This window comes from Paludibacterium yongneupense DSM 18731, assembly GCF_000422925.1.
Classification (GTDB): Bacteria; Pseudomonadota; Gammaproteobacteria; order Burkholderiales; family Chromobacteriaceae; genus Paludibacterium; species Paludibacterium yongneupense.
Window position 1 is genome coordinate 1 of the sequence record NZ_AUGZ01000049.1, and the last position, 15,082, is coordinate 15,082.

At 61.6% G+C, this 15,082-nt stretch carries 12 protein-coding genes; 6 read left to right on the forward strand and 6 right to left on the reverse strand.

The features are described 5' to 3' along the window. The 4 genes from G520_RS22875 to G520_RS0114225 all read right to left on the reverse strand — a co-directional run. Positions 1-412, reverse strand: a 412-nt coding sequence (locus G520_RS22875) for a phosphoketolase family protein (RefSeq protein ID WP_487042757.1), incomplete at its 3' end; no start/stop codon positions are given. A 136-nt stretch (positions 413-548) separates the two neighbouring features. Then, entirely contained in the window at positions 549-2,048 is a 1,500-nt protein-coding gene (gene araA / locus G520_RS0114215) for an L-arabinose isomerase (protein ID WP_028536242.1), read from the reverse strand. Positions 2,049-2,093: 45 nt separating this feature from the next. Continuing rightward, complete coding sequence (locus tag G520_RS0114220; protein WP_281424628.1) at positions 2,094-2,795, reverse strand: L-ribulose-5-phosphate 4-epimerase; 702 nt, start codon at positions 2,793-2,795, stop codon at positions 2,094-2,096. Positions 2,796-2,797: 2 nt separating this feature from the next. After that, entirely contained in the window at positions 2,798-4,465 is a 1,668-nt protein-coding gene (locus tag G520_RS0114225; RefSeq protein ID WP_028536244.1) for a ribulokinase, read from the reverse strand. Between the two features lie 350 nt (positions 4,466-4,815). Here G520_RS0114225 and G520_RS0114230 point away from each other — a divergent pair, with 350 nt between their 5' ends. The 6 genes from G520_RS0114230 (at position 4,816) to G520_RS0114255 (ending at position 12,299) form a co-directional block, all read left to right on the forward strand. Continuing rightward, the gene (locus tag G520_RS0114230; RefSeq protein ID WP_028536245.1) at positions 4,816-5,793 is read left to right on the forward strand and encodes an arabinose ABC transporter substrate-binding protein; all 978 of its coding nucleotides are present in this window, start codon (positions 4,816-4,818) and stop codon (positions 5,791-5,793) included. A 123-nt stretch (positions 5,794-5,916) separates the two neighbouring features. After that, positions 5,917-7,410 (forward strand): L-arabinose ABC transporter ATP-binding protein AraG, encoded by a 1,494-nt coding sequence (gene araG / locus G520_RS0114235; RefSeq protein ID WP_028536246.1) that lies wholly within the window; start codon positions 5,917-5,919, stop codon positions 7,408-7,410. A gap of 42 nt (positions 7,411-7,452) precedes the next feature. After that, entirely contained in the window at positions 7,453-8,445 is a 993-nt protein-coding gene (araH, locus tag G520_RS0114240; protein ID WP_051229412.1) for an L-arabinose ABC transporter permease AraH, read from the forward strand. Positions 8,446-8,495: 50 nt separating this feature from the next. Further along, complete coding sequence (araC, locus tag G520_RS22880) at positions 8,496-9,467, forward strand: arabinose operon transcriptional regulator AraC (RefSeq protein ID WP_084637648.1); 972 nt, start codon at positions 8,496-8,498, stop codon at positions 9,465-9,467. Positions 9,468-9,525: 58 nt separating this feature from the next. Then, positions 9,526-11,154 (forward strand): methyl-accepting chemotaxis protein, encoded by a 1,629-nt coding sequence (locus G520_RS24055; protein ID WP_051229413.1) that lies wholly within the window; start codon positions 9,526-9,528, stop codon positions 11,152-11,154. 92 nt (positions 11,155-11,246) lie between these two features. Further along, positions 11,247-12,299, forward strand: coding sequence for a galactose-1-epimerase (locus tag G520_RS0114255; RefSeq protein ID WP_028536248.1), 1,053 nt, complete (start codon positions 11,247-11,249; stop codon positions 12,297-12,299). 66 nt (positions 12,300-12,365) lie between these two features. Here G520_RS0114255 and G520_RS0114260 read toward each other — a convergent pair whose 3' ends face one another. Both G520_RS0114260 and G520_RS0114265 read right to left on the reverse strand, forming a co-directional pair. Then, positions 12,366-13,454, reverse strand: a complete 1,089-nt coding sequence (locus G520_RS0114260; protein WP_084637649.1) for a porin — start codon at positions 13,452-13,454, stop codon at positions 12,366-12,368. Positions 13,455-14,048: 594 nt separating this feature from the next. Next, positions 14,049-14,657 carry a TetR/AcrR family transcriptional regulator gene (locus G520_RS0114265; protein ID WP_028536250.1) on the reverse strand — a complete coding sequence of 203 codons (609 nt, stop codon included), beginning with the start codon at positions 14,655-14,657 and terminating at the stop codon, positions 14,049-14,051. Between the last annotated feature and the right edge of the window lie 425 nt (positions 14,658-15,082).

Consider the following 15,082-nt stretch of genomic DNA (forward strand, 5'->3'; position numbering starts at 1 on the left):
CCGGCGTTTCCGGCGCCACATGCGAGGGGATCCCGCCGGGGAAGGAGAACTGCTTGAACAGCTTGCGCATCCCTTCGCCGTCTTGCGAAATGTTCGGATAGATCTCCGAATAGCTGCCTTCGAGCCAGCTGTTGGCCACCAGGCCCGGACCGCCGTGGCCGGGGCCGGTGATGTAGATCATTTCCCGTTCGCGCTGGCTGATCACGCGGTTGAGGTGGACGTAGAGGAAGTTCAGCCCCGGCGTGGTGCCCCAGTGCCCGAGCAGGCGCGGTTTCACGTGTTCGCGCACGAGCGGTTCCCGCAGCAGCGGGTTCGCCATCAGATAGATCTGTCCGACGGACAGGTAGTTGGCCGCGCGCCAGTAGGCGTGCATGCGGTCGAGTTGTTCCGGTGCTAGCGTTGTATATGCCACGATCGATCTCTAGTGAAGGTTCGAAAAGCGTCAGATAAAGCACGGAGATTCGCGTCAGGCAGGCGAACGCCCACCACGCGGCCTTGCCGGCGATGGGCATCCGGGTGTCCGCACGGCGACCGTGCGGGGTCCGGGCCTACTTGCGGTACGCGAAGAAGACTTCGTTCCAGTTGATTTCGTTCTTGAGGGTCGGAATGTCGGTCTGTGCCCCGATCACCAGGAACTCGATGCCGAGCATCTCGGCAAAGGTGCGCAAGTCGCTGCTATCCACCGCCTGGCTATACACGGTATGGTGCGCGCCGCCGGCGAGGATCCAGGCTTCAGCGGCGGTCGCGAGATTGGGTTTCGGCTTCCATACCGCGCGTGCAACCGGCAGTTCAGGCAGATCGTGGGGCGCATCCACCGTCTCGACTTCGTTGACCAGCAGGCGGAAGCGATTACCCATATCGATCAGACTCGCATTGACTGCCGCCCCGGGCTGCGCCGAGAAAATCAGTCGCGCGGGATCGTCCTTGCCGCCAATCGACAGTGGCAGAACATCCAGCAGCGGCTTGTCCTTGGCGATGGACGGGCAGACTTCCAGCATATGCGCGCCGAGCACCAGTTCATTGGCCGGGTCGAAATGGTAGGTATAGTCTTCCATGAACGACGTGCCCCCCGGATTGCCGGCCGCCATCACTTTGACCGAACGCAGCAATGCGGCGGTTTTCCAGTCGCCCTCGGCACCGAAGCCGTACCCCTGCTGCATCAGGCGTTGCACCGCCAGCCCCGGCAGCTGCTTGAGGCCATACAGATTCTCGAAGGTCGTGGTGAAGGCCGAAAAACCGCCTTGCACCAGGAAGTTGCGAATGCCGATTTCGATTCGGGCCGCGTCGAGCAGTTGTTCGCGCTTGTCGCCCTTGAGCTGAACGCTCGGGGCCAGGCGATAGCTGGCTTCGTACTCTTCGATCAGCAAAGCCAGTTCGGCTTCGCTCACACGTTCGACCGAGCGCACGAGGTCGCCGAGGGCATAGCCGTTGACCGAGTAGCCGAAGCGGATCTGCGCCTCGACTTTGTCGCCCTCGGTCACCGCGACTTCGCGCATATTGTCGCCGAAGCGGGCGACCTTCATGTGCCGGCTGTCATGCAACGCGGCCGCGACATGCATCCAGCGGTCGACTTTGCGCTGCACGTCCCGGTTCTGCCAATGTCCGACTACGATGGTTCGCGGCAGGCGCAGGCGCGCGCCGATGAAGCCGAACTCGCGGCCGCCGTGAGCGGTCTGGTTCAGGTTCATGAATGCCATGTCGATGGACGACCAGGGAATCTCGGCACCGAACTGGGTGTGAAAGGCCAGTAGCGGTTTGTCGAGGCGGGTCAGGCCGCCTATCCACATTTTGGCGGGCGAGAAGGTATGCATCCAGGCCATGATGCCGATGCAATTTTCGGAGTGGCTGGCATTGCTGCAGATCGCCTGGATTTCCTCGGCGCGCGTCGCCAGGGGTTGCAGCACGATCTTGACCGGAAAATGCCCCTCGCGATTCAGGCCGTCAACGATTTGCCGGGCATGAGACTCGACTTCAGACAGGGTCTTGTTGCCATAGAGATGCTGGCTGCCAACGACAAACCAGACTTCCTGCGTTTTGAACAATTCCATTTCCTGCTCCTTGTGCGAGAGATGTCGTAGTGCGCGTAAGCGGTGTCAGGCGTCGGTCGGTTGACCGTAGTAGGCCTTGGCGCCGTGCTTGCGCAAATAGTGTTTATCCAGCAAATAGTCGGGGATAGCGGTCTGTCCGGGCCGGATCTGGCGCGTCAGCCAGGCCATGGTTGCAACCTCCTCCAGCACCACCGCGTTGTGCACCGCCCCCGCGGCGTCACTTCCCCAGGCGAAAGGCCCATGTTCGCGCACCAGCAGCCCCGGCATGGCCAGCGGATCGCGCCCGGCCAGGGCTTCGATGATGACGCGGCCGGTATTGAGTTCGTAATCGCCGTCGACTTCTTCCCGCGTCAGCGCGCGTGAACACGGCACCTCGCCATGAAAATAGTCGGCATGCGTTGTTCCAAAAGCAGGGATGGCCATGCAGGCCTGGGCCCAGGCCGTGGCATGCGTCGAATGGGTATGCACGACACCGCCGAGCGTGGGACAGCGCCGATACAGCTCGAGATGCGTCGGCGTATCCGAAGACGGGCGCATTTTTCCCTCGACCACCTTGCCTTCGAGATCGAGCACCACGAGGTCGGCGAGGCCGAGACGCGCGTAGCTGATCCCGCTGGGCTTGATGACGACCCATCCCTTCTCCCGGTCTATGCCGCTGACGTTGCCCCAGGTGAAGGTCACCAGGCCATGCTCGGGCAAGGCCAGATTGGCCTCCAGGACTTCCTGCCGCAGTTCGGGCAGCAACATGATCACACCTCCGTTTGAGCGTACAGCGGCTCGGCGACTGCGCCCCACTGCAGATAGCGCTGGTACAAGGCTTCATAGGCCGCGACGCGTTCGGGCACGGGCTCGTAGCTGCGTTCCACCTTGCTCGCCATATCCCGCTGCGCCGCAGCGACATCGCGGAAGGCTTCGCCCGCGACGGCGGCGAAAATCGCCGCGCCGAGCGCGCAGCATTGATCGGATGCGACCACATGAATCGGCCGGTTCATGACATCGGCGCACACTTGCATGATGGTGGGCGATTTGCGTGCAATGCCGCCCAGCGCCAGCACGCTTTCAATCGGAACCTGCTGCTTTTCGAAGCACTCCATGATCGCGCGCGCACCAAACGCGGTGGACGCGATAAAGCCGCCGAACAACGCCGGCGCATCGCTGCCGAGATTCAGATCCGTGATCACGCCTTTCAAGCGCTGGTTGGCAAACGGCGTGCGCCGCCCGTTGAACCAGTCGAGTACGACCGGCAGGTGGGCATGGTCGACTGTCGCGGCCCACTCTTCGGTCAGGGCCGGCAACAGGGTCTGTTCGACCGAGAGCAGCGTCGCGCCGAGCTCTGGGTGTTGCCGCGCGGCCAGGTGCAGCGACCAGCCGAGCAGGCGGCCGAACCAGGCATACATATCGCCGAATGCCGACTGGCCGGCTTCGAGCCCTATCAGGCCCGGCAGCACGCTGCCGTCGACCTGGCCGCAGATGCCGGCGATCGCGCTGGCGATGCGCGACGGTTCGGCGATCAGGATGTCGCAGGTCGAGGTGCCGATGACCTTGACCAGGGTGTAGGGGCGCGCTCCGCCGCCAACGGCGCCCATATGGCAATCGAAGGCGCCGCCGGCGATGGCGATACCGACGGGCAGGCCCAGGCGCTCGGCCCAGTCGGCAGTCAGATGGCCGACGGGAAGGTCTGCGGTCCAGGTCTGGTCGAATAGCGGATAGTCCAGACCGGAGGTGAATCCGGACAGCAATTCATCCAGAAAGGCGGCGGCGGGCAAACCGCCCCAATCCGGATGCCATAGAGTCTTGTGGCCGGCCGCGCAGCGGCTGCGGCGGATATCGGCCGGACGCTGGGTTCCGCTGAGCAGGGCCGGGACCCAGTCGCATAGCTCGACCCAACTCCTGGCGGCACCGGCGACGGCCTTGTCATGAGCGCTGACATGCAGCGCCTTGGCCCAGAACCACTCGGAGGAGTACACGCCGCCGGAATAGGCGCAATAGTCGGGATAACGGCCGGAGTGGCTCAGTTCGGTGATGGCTTCGGCTTCGGCTATCGCCGTGTGATCCTTCCACAGCACAAACATCGCATTGGGGTTGTCGGCAAATTCGGGGCGCAAGGCCAGAACTTCGCCGTTTTCGTCGATGGGCGCCGGTGTCGAGCCGGTGCTATCGACGCCGATGCCGACCACGAAGCGGGCTTCCGCCCCCAGCGCGCCAACCACTGCACGCACGGCTCCCTGCATGGCCTCGATGTAGTCGAGAGGATGATGCCGGAAACGATTGCTGACCGGATCGCAATACAAGCCCTCCTTCCAGCGCGGATACAGCACCACTTCTGACGCCAGCTCCATCCCATCCCGACAGCGGACGGCAAGCGCCCGAACCGAGTCGCTCCCGAAGTCGAGTCCGATCGTAATTTGTGAAGACATTACATCCCCCGTCCATTTTGGCCACGTGGCTTTATGGACGCTACGATATGGAAATAACAACTGTCGTAATAAGGATGTTCTGGCTGTTAAGCTGCACTAAATCACCCATAATTCGCTGCACCGCAGCATATGATGCGCACTTGGCATGACAAAAGAGTTGACTACATGGACGTATCGGCTATCGATCATCGTTTTTGACCAGCAGCACTTTTGTTTCTTTCGCCGACTCGCTACATTTGCGTCACATTGCATGACGGGACGGTCGAAACCAGCGGGGGCTGGCCGGCCACGATCGCGGCAATTCTGACAGAGACGTTCCGATACACTGACACAAGACAAGGATGTGGATCATGCACGGATTGTTGAAGAAACTTGCACTCACCGGCCTGCTGGCAGTCGCATTGCAACCGGTTTTCGCCGCCGAAAAACTCGGCTACCTGGTCAAGCAGCCTGAAGAGCCCTGGTTCCAGACCGAATGGTCGTTCGCCGACAAGGCTGGCAAGGACCTCGGCTTCACCGTTCTGAAGGTTGCCGTTCCCGATGGCGAAAAGACGCTCAGCGCCATAGACAGCCTGGCAGCCAACGGCGCCAAGGGCTTCGTCATCTGCACGCCGGATCCCAAGCTCGGACCGGCGATCATGGCCAAGGCCAAGCGCCTGGGTCTGAAAGTGGTCACGGTCGACGACCAGTTCCTTAACGCCGCCGGCAAACCGATGACGGAAGTGCCGCTGGTGATGATGGCGGCGTCCAAGATCGGCGAACGCCAGGGCAAGGAATTGTGGAAGGAAATGAAGCACCGCGGCTGGAAAGTCGCCGAAACCGGCGTCATGGCGATCACGGCCGATGAACTCGACACCGCACGCCGCCGCACCGGCGGTTCGATCAGTGCCTTGCAGGCCGCCGGCTTCCCTGCCGCGCAGATCTACAAAGTCCCGACCAAATCCAATGACATTCCCGGCGCCTTCGATGCCGGCAACTCCCTGCTGGTTCAACACCCGAACGTCAAACACTGGCTGATCATCGGCATGAACGACAACACCGTCCTCGGCGGCGTGCGTGCCACGGAAGGCCAGCATTTCTCGGCCAATGACGTAATCGGCATCGGCATCAACGGCGTCGACGCCGTCAACGAACTGTCCAAGTCCAAGCCCACCGGCTTCTACGGCTCGCTGCTCCCCAGCCCGGACGTCAACGGTTATCGCAGTATCCAGCAACTGCATCTGTGGGTCAGCAAAGGCGTGCAACCGCCCAAGTTCACCGAAATCGTGGATGCCGTACTGTTGACTCGCGATAACTTCAAGGCGGAATTGAAGAAAAAGGGCCTGTAAGCCTAGCGGGATGTCCGCGCCAGCGGGGGAGACGCGCACGCTTCCCTCCGCCAGCGCAGGCACCCTGGCCTGGCATGTGGCGCCACGCGCCGCGTGCCGATTCAATGAGCAATGGAGCCAGACATGAATTCATCAGGGCACTACCTTGAATTCTGCGGCATCGGCAAGACGTTTCCAGGCGTCAAAGCGCTGCAGGACATTTCATTCGGATGCGCGGAAGGCAGCGTGCATGCGTTGATGGGCGAGAACGGGGCCGGAAAATCGACCTTGCTGCGCATTTTGAGCGGCAACTATCGCCCGACCACCGGTGAAGTCCGCATCGATGGTGCACCGGTCGATTTTCATTCGGCCGTGGATGCGCTGAACAACGGTATCGCCATCATTTATCAGGAACTGCATCTGGTTCCCGAAATCACCGTCGCAGAGAACATCTATATCGGCCAGCTGCCGCACAAGTTCGGAATGGTGGATCGTCCGCGCCTGCGCGAAATGGCCAAGCAGCAACTCGAGCACCTCGGGGTCGACATCGACCCGGACATGCCGCTCAAATACCTGTCCATCGGCCAGTGGCAGATGGTCGAAATCGCCAAGGCACTGACACGCCAGGCCAAGATCATCGCCTTCGACGAACCGACCAGCAGCCTGTCAGCGCGAGAAATCACCCAGTTGTTCCGGGTCATTCGCGAATTGAAGGCGGAAGGGCGGATCATCATCTATGTCTCGCACCGCATGGAAGAAATCCTCGATCTGTGCGACTGCGTTACGGTGTTCAAGGATGGCCGCTATGTGCAGACGTTCCCCGATGCCAAGTCCATCACTCACGAGCAACTGATCAAGGCCATGGTCGGTCGCGATGTCGGCGACGTCTACGGCTATTCCGAAAGACCGCATGGCGAGATTCGCCTGCAGGTCGACGGACTGATCGGGCCCGGGGTCAAGAAACCGGTGTCGCTGCAGGTCCGGCGCGGCGAGATCGTCGGTCTGTTCGGCCTGGTCGGCGCGGGCCGTTCCGAGCTGATGCGCGTGATATTCGGCGGGGTGCGTTCCCAGCATGGCGAGATCAGCGTCGATGGCAAGCGCGTCCCCATCCGCACTCCGATCGACGCCATCGAGAGCGGCATCATGTTGTGCCCGGAAGACCGCAAGGCAGAAGGCATCATTCCCGTGCACTCGGTACGCGACAACATCAATATCAGCGCGCGCCGCAAATTCATGCGCGGCGGCCTGATCAATCCCCGCTGGGAGCAGGACAACGCCGACAAGATGATCAAGGAACTCAATATCAAGACGCCCTCGCCCGGGCAATTGATCATGAACCTGTCCGGCGGCAATCAGCAGAAAGCGATTCTCGGGCGTTGGCTGTCGGAAGAGATGAAGGTCATCCTGCTTGACGAGCCGACACGCGGCATCGACGTCGGGGCCAAGCACGAGATCTACAACGTGATCTACGACCTCGCAAAAAGCGGCATCGCCGTGCTGTTCGCGTCCAGCGATCTGCCGGAGGTCCTGGGTTTGGCCGACCGTATCGTCGTCATGCGCAATGGCGAGGTAAGCGGCGAGTTGAGCCACGACCAGGCCACCGAAGAAAAAGCGCTGAGCCTGGCCATGCCGCACTGAGTCGCTGCGTACTCCACACCATTCAATTTGCAAGGATTCATCATGTCAACGACGAATGTGAACACCACGGCCGAGACAGTGCCGCACGGTAAAATAAGCGTGACGAGAATCTGGGAAAAGTACGGGATGCTGATGATCTTCCTGGCACTGTTCCTGCTGTGCTCGATTTTCGTTCCCAACTTCTTCAGCGGGATCAATATGGACGGGCTCGGCCTGTCGGTATCGCTGGCCGGCATGGTGTCTTGCGGGATGCTGTTCTGCATGGCCGCCGGCGAAATCGATCTTTCGGTCGCCTCCATCGTCGCCTGTTCGGGTGTCGCCTGCGCCGTCGTCATCAACTTGACGCAAAGCGTCGGCATCGGCATTTTCGCCGGTCTGGCGATCGGCTCGCTATTCGGCCTGCTCAACGGCTTCGTCATCGCCCGCCTCAAGATCAACTCCTTGATCACCACGCTGGCCAGCATGCAGATCGCTCGCGGCCTGGCTTATATCATTTCGGATGGCAAGGCGGTCGGGATTTCCGAAGAAGGCTTTTTCTCGCTCGGCAATTCGGCATTGCTCGGCATTCCGACGCCGGTGTGGCTGACCCTGATCTGTCTGGGCATCTTCGGTTTCCTGCTCAGCAAGACCGTCTTCGGACGCAACACGCTGTCCATCGGCGGCAACGAAGAAGCGGCGCGTCTGGCAGGGATCAATGTCGTACGCAGCAAGATCATCATCTTCACCCTGACCGGCCTGGTCTCCGGCTTCGCCGGCATCGTGCTCGCCTCGCGCATGACCAGCGGCCAGCCGATGACCTCGCTCGGCCTGGAGTTGACCGTGATTTCATCCTGCGTGCTGGGCGGCGTCTCGATGAAGGGCGGCATCGGCAAGATCTCCTTCGTGGTCGCCGGTGTGCTGATTCTCGGCACGGTCGAAAACGCGATGAACCTGCTGAACATCTCGCCCTTTGCACAGTATGTCGTACGCGGGATAATTCTGCTTGCCGCAGTCATATTCGATAGATACAAGCCACAAGCGAGCGCCGGACGCTGAAAACCGAGGGCGGAGCCGCTCCGGCTTCGCCCGACACCGAGGTTGCTCATATGCTGCACGCAGAAACCGCCAAGGAACAATTAAACCCGTTGCTGCCAGGCTATTCGTTCAATCTCTACCTGGTCGCGGGCATCACGCCCATCATCGAGAACGGCCCGCTCGACTTTTTCATCGATCGTCCGAACGGAATGAACGGCTACATCATCAATATGACGGTCCAGGGGCGCGGCAAGGTCTTCGACGGCGGCGACACGTTTTTCTGCAATCCGGGCGACCTGTTGCTGTTCCCGCCCGAAGCCGCCCATTACTATGGCCGCGCGCCAGAGCAAGGCGACTGGTACCACCGCTGGGTCTATTTCCGTCCTCGTGCCTACTGGAGCCCGTGGCTGAAATGGCGCAATCAGGTCAACAAGGTCGGGCGCCTCAGTCTGCAGGACCGCGGCCTCATCGCCGAATTCGACGCCCTGTTCCAGCAGATAGACGCCACGCAGAAGGCAGGCCGCACGACATCGGAAGAACTGGCGATCAATCTGCTGGAACGCTTGCTGATCCGCTGCTACGAAGAGACACCGGAGAATTTCGCCAAGCCGCTCGATCCGCGCATCCACGAAACCTGCCAGTTTCTGTCGCGCAACCTGGCGGCGGAAATCGAACTGGAAGAAATCGCGCGTCATGTCTGCCTGTCGCCCTCGCGGCTCGCTCACCTGTTTCGCGAGCAGGTCGGCGTCAGCATCGTGCGCTGGCGCGAAGACCAGCGCATCATCCTGGCCAAGCACCTGCTCGCCAGCACCCGCACCCCGGTATCCGGCATAGCCGACCTGGTCGGCTACCCCGACCAGCTCTACTTCTCGCGCGTATTCCGCAAACGGGTCGGTCTGAGCCCGAGCCGTTACCGCCAGGACAGCACCGGCGGCCCCCATATCTGCCCGGACCCGCTGCAAGCGGCATCCTTGCCGGCAGGCGAAGCCCAGGATCACGGCTACACGCTGCAGAACGGCATACTGACGCGATCGCCGACATGAGAGTGCCGACCCTTACCCCTTAACCGGCAGCACTTCTCCCTGGACCCGGGGCTTCATCATGACCATCATCCGCAGATTACTGCTCACCCTGACCATCGCCTTGCTGGCGATGGCGGGAATCGGCACGACCGGGCTATACCAGCAATATCTGGCCAGTCAGCGTTTCGCCGACGCCGCCAACGACATCGGCCCCAGCGTACGCAACCTGAGCACGGCCATCGATGCCTTCATCGATATCCGTACGGCTGAAACCGGCTATATCTCGGCGACGCAAGATGCGGACATGCCCGTCAAAGCCGCAAACGAAGCCGCTTTCGCCCGTGCCGGCACGCGCCTGGACGAGGCCTTGCGCCAGTACGGCGCCAAAGCGGACCGAAGCACGCCAGACCGCCAATTGCTCGCCGCCGACCTTGCCGCGATCGCCGCCTACCGGCAGCAGCACGATCGCATCATCAGCCTGGCCAATTCAGGGCAACCGGCCGCGGCCATGCGGCAATGGCTGGGGGATGGCACGACCTCGGCCGCAAATGCGTACAAGACCGCGCTCAAGAATCACGTTGACTTCAATGTGCATGCGACTGCCGGCTTTCTCGATGCCAACAGCCGCGCCTATCATGCGGCGGTGGCCGAAGCCGCCATCGTGATGGCGATCGCCGTGCTATTGACCTCGGTCCTGGCCTTCGTACTGGTCCGCAACATACGCGACGGCCTCGCGGAGATACGGGGAACGCTCCAGCAGGTCAGCCAGTCGCTGGATTTTTCGCGCCGGGTGCCGAGCATGCGCGACGATGAAATCGGGCAGACCGCACACGCGTTCAACCATCTGCTCGAGCGCATGCAGCATAATCTGGCCAGCCTGCTTGGCGGTGCGCACGATGTCGCGGCGGTCTCGCAGGAATTGACGCAGGCGTCCGACCGCGTGGCGAATGCCAGCTCGGAGCAAAGCGAAGCCGCCGCGGCAATGGCCGCCACCATCCAGCAGATGACGGTCAGCGTCAACCACGTCGCCGATCAGGCCAGCCTCGCCCATGCCGGCTCGGTCGAAGCCGCCGCTCTGGTCGACGAGGGCTCGGGCATCATCACCGCGACGATCACCGATATCCGCGAAATATCGGCCGTGGTCAAAGCCTCTGCCACCCGTATTCACGAACTGGAGACCCATGGCAACCAGGTCGGTACGGTCATCGGCGTCATCCGCGATATCGCCGACCAGACCAATCTGCTTGCCCTCAACGCCGCCATCGAAGCGGCTCGGGCCGGGGAACAGGGCCGCGGCTTCGCGGTCGTCGCCGACGAGGTGCGCAAGCTGGCCGAGCGTACCGCCCGTTCGACCGGAGAAATCGCAACGACCATCGCCACCATGACCACGCTCTCGCAGCAGGCGACCGAGCAGATGCGCGGTGCGCAGTCGCTGGTGGAAAGCGGAGTCGCGCGCGCCGACGACGCGGACAGGGCAATTCTGCGCATAGGACAGAATGCGCAAGCCGCTACGCAGAGGATCAGTGAAATCACGTCGGCCATCCAGCAGCAGGGCTCGGCCAGCAATGCGATCGCCGCGCAGATCGAGCAGATTGCACAGCGCTCGGCCCAGTCCAGCGACGATGCGCTGCACTCTGCCCGTAGCGCCGCACAGATGGACAGCCTGGCGAAAAACCAGATCGCCGTCCTCGCGCAATACCGGCTTTGACGTGCCGCTGCGCACGGGCATCGGTGCGGCGGTTCAACGATAAACCAGCGCGGGCAGATGCAAGCCCGCCCCACTTCGACAAGGCATGTCGCATGACCCAAACTTCCAAGCGCTCGCCGCTGGCACCGGACGGGCTGCCGGCCACCGTAATCACCCTGGGCAGCAGCGAAGCATTGCAAATCACGCTCGCAGACTGGGGCGCCACCTGGATGGGGTGCCGCATCACGCTGAACGATGGCAGCCAGCGCGAACTGCTGCTCGGCGGCGAGGATCTGACCGACCCCTTGCGCCAGGATGCCTATTTCGGCGCCATCGTCGGCCGTTTCGCCAACCGCATCGCCAACGGCCGCTATCCATCGGCCAATGGCCCGGTCCAGCTCGATCGGAAACCCGGCAAGCGCCATACGCTGCATGGCGGTCCCGTGGGATTCGACCGTCAACGCTGGGAAGTCCGCGCACAGGGCTCGCACCATGTCTGCTTCGGGCTGCTGTCGCCGGATGGCGATCAAGGCTACCCCGGCGCCCTCGACGTCGAGGTCTGCTATCGCCTGAGCCCAGACGGCGAGGTCTGCATCGATTATCAAGCGCGCACGGACGCCAGTACGCCCGTCAATCTCAGCAACCACGCCTATTTCAATCTGGATGGGGGCAAGGGCGACATCTTGCGCCACCGTCTGCGCCTGCTGGCGACGAACTATCTGCCTGTCGATGCCGACCTGATTCCGCTGGGAACGCTCGCCGGCGTCGAGGCTACAGGCATGGACTTTCGCTCGGGCAAGGAGATCGGACAGGATTTGCTCTGCGACGACCAGCAACGGCTGGCCCGGGGCTACGACCATGCCTTTCTGTTCGACCGCGAGCGCGCGCCCGGACAGCCGGCGTTGACACTGCTGTCGGGTGACGGGCGACTGGGGATGGAGCTGTTCACCACCCTGCCTGCCGTCCACGTATACAGCGGCAACTATCTGGCGGGAACGCCCGCGCGCGGCGGCGGCGTCCATTGCCAGCACGCGGGGGTGGCGCTGGAAACAGAATGGCTGCCGGACAGCCCCAACCACCCGGAGTGGCTGCAGCCCTCCTGCCTGTTGCAGCCGGGCGAAGTCTGGCGGCACTCGACCCGCTACCGTTTCGCCGAGCACGGCTGACCCGGGTGCCGCGGCGCCCGGCACGCCCGGCAATACGGGCGGCCGAGGCCGCCCCGCCAGCAACGGTCAGAACGATTTCTGCAGGCCGACGATAGTCGCGTTGCGGCTTCCGCTGGCAACGCCATCCTTGTCGTACAGGGCTTCCAGATACAGCATGGTCTGCTTGCTCAGGCTGTAATGGACAAAAGCGTCGACGAATTTTTCGCTTTTTTCCGGTTTGCCGCCACCACTGAAGGTCTGAGCCCCGCCTTGCAGCCCCAACTGGGTTGCGCCAAGCGTGTAGTACGCATACAGGGCGGTTTTATTGTCGGCATTGCCAGCCAGCGAATCGCGCTGGAACTCGATGGCAAACTGCAGATCGCTGATCGGCTTGTACTGCGCGGTCACGTGGTACTGCTTGAGCGTGCCGACCGTACCCGCATTCGATGCCCAACTGAATGCCGTGGTCTGGCCCGTGACCAGTGCGCTGCCCCCGGTTACCGCATTGGAAGTCGTGGTGTAATCCGCATCGATGCCCCAATTGCCGACATCGTAGTTCACGTCGAAGGAAGCGTGGCTGGTGCCGTTGTAGTTGGTGGTCTTGTTTTCTTCGGTCGAGTACTGGATCGAAGAGTTCAACGCGCCGAAGAAGACAGGCAGATCGTAGCGGACCATATTGTTGTCGATGGCATTGCCAAACCACCCCAGCAAATTGTCCGGCCCCAGCACAACCGAGTTTTCATAGCGCCCGTCATCGATGTTGGTGGTGCCCTTGCCCAGGCGCACTTCCCCCCAACCGCTGCTCTTCAAACCGACGAAGCTGTCGTGGCTGGCGAAGGTGCCCGAACGCAACGTGTGTTCGTCGTCGACCGTGCCGCTGCCGGTGGGCGAAAAACGGTTGTTGACCTGAAACTCCGCCTTCAGGCCATTGCCGAGATCTTCGATGCCGTTGAAATTGATGTTGGCGCGCCCCGCGACATTGGTGGTCGACGATTTGGCGTTCGTTCCCGATGCGTTCAGACCCCAGGCGGCATTACCGTTGGCATTGAGCTGTTCGACGCCGGCGCGGATATAGCCGGAAATCGTTACGCCGGAAGCATCGTCGGCAAAGGCGGCCGCGCCGCTCCCCGCAGATGCCATGGCCAGGATAGCGAGAGTGATAGACTTTGTTTTCATGTGCTTGCGTCCAAGTGTGTTAAGTCGGTTCTGCGGCGGCCCCGGTAGCGGAAACGCACGACCGGCGCCGCACAGGCTTGCTCATGCGCCGCACCCGGCGCGACTGTCCGGGTCTGGTCCGTCTGCGGCTACATTTCTGAACGGCCATATACAGATATTAAGCCGTGCAAAATTACGGCTGAAGAACGATGTTGTATTTATGTACAAACACGTTCAGTTATGACGTGAAAAAGCAACACACAGGACTACTCAAGGCCTCCACCATAGGCAAAAAAACCAATACTGCACGTGCACCCCCGCTTTACCCCCTGTTCGAGAACAAAAAAAAGGCCACGCAAGTGGCCTTGAACATAGAACGGATAGGGTGTGCAGCACATCACTACTGAACGACATTGTACACTATAGTAATATAGTTATTGAAATTGCAAAAGCCGGTTTGTGTAATGACACCCGGAAAAGACGAGGGTGCCGCGATCGGGCGGCGACAGGGGCAGGCGGAAGAGAACACGGCCCGCGACCCGCAGGGCGGCGGCTGGCTGATGAGGGCGTGCGGAAAATCACCGCCGTCCGGACTCGGGGCGGCGGCAGGCGGTGCTAGTCGGTGCTGCCATAGCCATCGATAAATGCCGTCACCGCCACGTCGACGGCGGCGACCAGCTCGGCCTCGTCAAACTGCTTGCATACACCCCATAGCTGACGCTCGTTCAGCCCGGCTTCGCATAGCACCTTGAAATGCAGGGCTGCCACGAGTGGGGGAGCCGAGCGGATCAATGAATAATCCATGCAGCGCGCGATAATTTCGACGAGAGCCGAATAGACGTGTTGCGGACCATTTTCATAAAATATTCTGGCCAACTCCGGCATGCGGTTAGCTTCGGCGATAACGGTGCGATTCATCGCGACGACATCGGGATCGGTCACCAGGCGCAAGAAGGTGAGTCCGAGCAAACGCAGCGTGCTGCGCAGGTCGCTATCGCTGACCGGAATATCGCGCAATTCCTCGATCGCACTTTTTCCCGATTCGATCACGACGGCTTTGAACAGCTCTTCTTTTGACGAGAAATAGTTATAGAGCGTGACCTTCGATCCGCCGGCCGCACTTGAGATGGCCTCCATGGACACAGCGGCAACCCCATGCTCGACAAAGAGTGCCCTGGCGGCTTGAATGAACGAAAGACGCTTGGCCTCTGTTTTTACTCGCATTGACTAAACCCCGATAACACAGCGCTAAATAGTTATTTATATTGGATGACACAGCCAGGTGGCCAATCGCAGCCAATCTTACAATAGCCTGCAACAAGCATGCCATTTTGCCGCCCGCCGACCCGCTTGCCGGTTCAAAACCCGGCACGCTCGAGCAGGAGACGGAATGACTTCCGCCGTCCTCTCACGCCATCGTACCTACGGTTCCGTATACGGCGGTTCATTGGACACGCTGGAAGCGCCGCAGGGCATCCGGCAGCGGGACTGAACCCAAGGCGCGAGCCAGTCCGGTTGCGCTTGCGCGCAACGCCCCCTGCCGGGCGCACCCATAAAAAAGCGGCCGCAGGCGGCCGCTTTCCCTAGCGCGTGCCCCGCTCAGAGCGGCCACTTCCAGTCGCGGACTTCCGGCATGTCATCCCCGTGCG

Bases quoted from the DNA above. Each gene is read 5' to 3' on its own strand.
- G520_RS0114260 (WP_084637649.1), bottom strand. From the start codon at position 13,454: ATGAAAACAAAGTCTATCACTCTCGCTATCCTGGCCATGGCATCTGCG.
- G520_RS0114255 (WP_028536248.1), top strand. From the start codon at position 11,247: ATGACCCAAACTTCCAAGCGCTCGCCGCTGGCACCGGACGGGCTGCCG.
- araH (WP_051229412.1), top strand. From the start codon at position 7,453: ATGTCAACGACGAATGTGAACACCACGGCCGAGACAGTGCCGCACGGT.
- G520_RS0114230 (WP_028536245.1), top strand. From the start codon at position 4,816: ATGCACGGATTGTTGAAGAAACTTGCACTCACCGGCCTGCTGGCAGTC.
- araC (WP_084637648.1), top strand. From the start codon at position 8,496: ATGCTGCACGCAGAAACCGCCAAGGAACAATTAAACCCGTTGCTGCCA.
- G520_RS0114265 (WP_028536250.1), bottom strand. From the start codon at position 14,657: ATGCGAGTAAAAACAGAGGCCAAGCGTCTTTCGTTCATTCAAGCCGCC.
- G520_RS0114220 (WP_281424628.1), bottom strand. From the start codon at position 2,795: ATGTTGCTGCCCGAACTGCGGCAGGAAGTCCTGGAGGCCAATCTGGCC.
- araG (WP_028536246.1), top strand. From the start codon at position 5,917: ATGAATTCATCAGGGCACTACCTTGAATTCTGCGGCATCGGCAAGACG.
- araA (WP_028536242.1), bottom strand. From the start codon at position 2,048: ATGGAATTGTTCAAAACGCAGGAAGTCTGGTTTGTCGTTGGCAGCCAG.
- G520_RS0114225 (WP_028536244.1), bottom strand. From the start codon at position 4,465: ATGTCTTCACAAATTACGATCGGACTCGACTTCGGGAGCGACTCGGTT.
- G520_RS24055 (WP_051229413.1), top strand. From the start codon at position 9,526: ATGACCATCATCCGCAGATTACTGCTCACCCTGACCATCGCCTTGCTG.